This is a genomic window from Mesorhizobium sp. FG116, from assembly GCF_057809835.1.
In genome coordinates, this window is record NZ_JBMDKS010000079.1 from 1 (window position 1) to 3,622 (window position 3,622).

Sequence of the window (3,622 nt, forward strand, 5' to 3'; positions counted from 1 at the left end):
TTGCGCTTGTCCTGCGGGATTGGATCGAGCTTGCCATGGGCATAAGCGTCGAGGGCGGCCAGCTTCTTGGTGTATTTCTCCGCATTGGCCTGAAACTTGGCGGCGTCTTGCGGATCGGAGGTCTCGTAGGCCTTCTCGATGTTCTTGACCCAGACCTCGACATTGACCGGGCTATTCCATACATGCGGATCGGTGACGGTCTTGCCGTCCTCCTCCATGGTGCGCGCATTGACGCCGTCGGAGACGACGACCGGCTTTCCGGTATAGCCCGAGCCGCTGATCAGGCGGTCCAACCAGCCTTCCAGCCCTTCACCGCTGACGAAGACGAGATCGGCCGCCTTCAAGTTCTTTGCGTCATTGGGGGTAGGCTCGTATTCGTGGGGGTCGCCGTCCGGTGGCACCAGCGACTGGACCTCGACATTCGAGCCTCCGACTTCTTTCGCCACGTCGGCCAGCACGGTGAAGCTCGCCACGACCTTGAGAGGCTTGGCATAAGCGGCGCCCGCCATGGCGATAAGCGCCGCGGCAGTCATCGACGTAAAGAGGTTTAGTTTTCTCATGATGGATCTCCTTGGGCTCAGCCCGCCAGATGCGTGCGCAGAAACAGACGCCTGAGCGTGCCCGTCGGAGCGGCGAGCAGCGAAACGCCATAGAGGAGGCTTGCCGTCAGGATGATGCAGGGCCCTGACGCGTAGCCAAGATGGAAGGAAGCGATCAGCCCGACGAAGCCGGAAAAGGCGGCCGAGCCGGCTGCGACCGCGAACATGGCCGGCAGGGTCCGCAGCCAGAGTTGCGCGACCGCTGCCGGCAGCATCATCAGGCCAACGGCCATCAGCGTGCCTAGCGCCTGGAAGCCGGCGACGAGATTGACCACCACGAGGAACAGGAAGACGAGGTGGTGCAGCATGCCCTTGCCGTCTACGGCGCGCAGGAAGCCCGGGTCGAAGCATTCGGCGATCAGCGGACGGTAGATGACCGCCAGCAACAGCAGCGTCAGCGAGGCGATCGCCGCGACGAGATAGAGCGCCGGCGCGTCGATGGCAAGGATGGTGCCGAACAACACGTGAAGCAAGTCGCGGCTCGATCCGCGCAGCGACACGATCAGCACGCCGGCGGCGAGCGAAGTGAGGTAGAAGGTGGCGAAGCTGGCGTCCTCGCGCAGCGAGGTCGTGCGGCTGACGATGCCGGACAGGATGGCAACCGCAAGGCCCGCGACGAGGCCGCCGAGCCCCATCGCCGTCAGGGAGAAGCCAGCGAGCAGGAAGCCGACAGCCGCGCCCGGCAGTACGGCGTGGCTGAGGGAATCGCCGACCAGGCTCATACGTCGAAGCATCAACAGCACGCCGACCGGGCCAGACCCGAGCCCCAGGCAGAAGCAGGCCACCAGCGCGCGGCGCATGAAGCCGTATTCGATGAAGGGCACGATCAGCATGTCGTAGATGGTCATGCCGCGACCTCCTTGGGACGTTCGCAAACCTCTGCCGTCTGATCCCAGGCTTCCGCCATGGCCCGCGCCTTCGCCAGATTGTCCGGCGCCATGACGGAAGCCGTGGGCCCCCAACAGACAGGCTCGCGGGCGATGAGCAGGGTTTGCGGGAAGCACGCCTTGACCTGCTCGAAGTCGTGCAGGACGGCGATCACGGTGCGGCCCTCGCGATGCCAGTTGCGCAGGATTTCGAGCAGGTCGCGCGTGGTTCGGGCGTCGATGGCCGTCAACGGCTCGTCCAGCAGGATCAGCGGCGCGTCCTGGAGCAGCAGGCGGGCGAACAGCACGCGCTGGAACTGCCCGGCCGAGAGGGAACCGATGTGGCGATGCTCGAAGCCGTCGAGCCCAACGGTCGACAGCGCCTGCGCGGCTTTTGCCGCGACCGCGTCGGACATGCCGCGAAAAGCGCCGACATCGCGCCATGCGCCGAGCATCACCGTGTCGGCCACGGAGAGCGGAAAGGACCGGTCGATTTCGGCCGCCTGCGGCAGGTAACCAACGTCGCGCGGCGACAGCCCGGAGCGGTCGATGGTGCCGCCGGCGAGCGGCAGCTGGCCCATCAGTGCCTTGACCAGGGTCGACTTGCCGGCGCCATTCGGGCCGGCGATCGCCGTCATGCTGCCGGCCTCGAAGCAACCGGACAAGTGGTGCACCGCCGGGTGCCGGTCATAGGTGACGGTGACGTCGGCGAGGCGGATGAGGTTGTTGTTCATGGCAGCGCCACGGCCCAAGCCACCATCAACCAGAGAACGACGAGGACGGCGCAGACCACGCCGACCCGGGCGAGGGCGGACCAGCCCAGAAAGGAGCGCGTGAAATGCCGGCGCCCGGCCGCTCTGCTCGTTGTGCTCATGCGGCTTCGTTCGTCCATCTCGGGAACGGGTCGTTGAGGTCGCGCCACCGGCCGGGAATGAAATCACGCTCAGGCACCAGGCATGCGTCAAGCTCGGCGCGGATCTGGCGCTCATTCATCGGATCGCAGCCGATGAAGACGATTTCCTGCCGGCGGTCACCCCAAACCGGGTCCAGATAGGACTTCATGGCGAGATGCCATTCGGGATGGTCCGGCCATTGGTGCTTCGGCACCGAGGCCCACCACAGGCCGCGCTTTCCGGTGCGGATGAGCGCTCCGGCCTGGCTGATCTCGCCGACGTGATGCGGCCGCGTGGCCAGCCAGAAGAAGCCTTTCGCCCTGACCACGCCTGGCCAGGGCTTGTTTATGAAGGCCTTGAGCTTCGTCGGGTCGAACGGCCGCCGCTCGCGATAGACGAAGGAGCGGATGCCGTATTCCTCGGTCTCGGGAACATGGTCCTTGAAGCCGTTCAGTTCCTTGAACCAGAGCGGGTGCTGCTCGGCCTTCTCGAAATCGAAGCGGCCGGTGCTCAACACCTTGTCCAGCGGAACCCTGGCGAAGTCCACCTCGACCAGCTCGGCGTCCGGATTGAGAGAACGGACGATCTTTCTCGCCAGGTCGAGATCGTGGCGCGAGGCGTCCGACACCTTGTTCAGCACGATCACGTCGGCAAACTCGATCTGCTCGACCAGAAGGTCTACAAGGGCGCGATCGTCGCCGTTGCCGGCGGTCTCTCCGCGATCGCGCAGGAAATCCCGGGAGGAATAGTCCTTGAGAAGGTTCGCGGCGTCGACCACCGTCACCATCGTGTCGAGCCGGGCGACATCCGACAGGCTCTCGCCGTTTTCGTCCCGGAAATCGAAGGTGGTGGCGACCGGCAGAGGCTCGGCGATGCCGGTTCCCTCGATCAGCAGATAGTCGAAGCGGCCCTCTCGCGAGAGCCGGCGCACCTCCTGCAACAGGTCGTCGCGCAGGGTGCAGCAGATGCAACCATTGGTCATCTCAACCAGCTTCTCGTCGGTGCGCGACAGATCAGCGCCGCCGTCGCGAACGAGGGAAGCGTCGATGTTGACCTCGCTCATGTCGTTGACGATGACCGCGACGCGGCGGCTCTCGCGGCTGTTAAGTATGTGGTTGAGTAGTGTGGTTTTGCCGGCGCCGAGAAAGCCCGAGAGCACCGTGACCGGCAGCTTGCGTATCGCTTGCGCTTGCATGTCATCCCCAGTCCTGGCGAGGGTCGGCGCCCCCGGCGAACATCGCTCTCGCCAATCGTCGACAGCTGA

4 protein-coding genes are annotated in these 3,622 nt (G+C 65.1%); all 4 read right to left on the reverse strand.

Annotated features, from left to right (window positions below; translation table 11 throughout):
• A partial coding sequence (locus tag ACODTY_RS23505; protein WP_488996592.1) for a metal ABC transporter solute-binding protein, Zn/Mn family occupies positions 1-560 on the reverse strand: 560 nt, incomplete at its 3' end.
• Between the two features lie 17 nt (positions 561-577).
• Positions 578-1,447 carry a metal ABC transporter permease gene (locus ACODTY_RS23510; protein WP_488996593.1) on the reverse strand — a complete coding sequence of 290 codons (870 nt, stop codon included), beginning with the start codon at positions 1,445-1,447 and terminating at the stop codon, positions 578-580.
• Complete coding sequence (locus ACODTY_RS23515; protein WP_488996594.1) at positions 1,444-2,199, reverse strand: metal ABC transporter ATP-binding protein; 756 nt, start codon at positions 2,197-2,199, stop codon at positions 1,444-1,446. Before ACODTY_RS23515 ends, ACODTY_RS23510 begins: the two co-directional genes overlap by 4 nt.
• A 136-nt stretch (positions 2,200-2,335) precedes the next feature.
• A complete protein-coding gene (gene zigA, locus ACODTY_RS23520) occupies positions 2,336-3,553 on the reverse strand; it encodes a zinc metallochaperone GTPase ZigA (protein ID WP_488996595.1) in 1,218 nt (405 codons plus the stop codon).
• Positions 3,554-3,622 lie beyond the last annotated feature (69 nt).

What these genes read in the sequence shown, in the direction of transcription:
- zigA (WP_488996595.1), bottom strand. Translation starts at nt 3,553, where the DNA reads ATGCAAGCGCAAGCGATACGCAAGCTGCCGGTCACGGTGCTCTCGGGC.
- ACODTY_RS23510 (WP_488996593.1), bottom strand. Translation starts at nt 1,447, where the DNA reads ATGACCATCTACGACATGCTGATCGTGCCCTTCATCGAATACGGCTTC.
- ACODTY_RS23515 (WP_488996594.1), bottom strand. Translation starts at nt 2,199, where the DNA reads ATGAACAACAACCTCATCCGCCTCGCCGACGTCACCGTCACCTATGAC.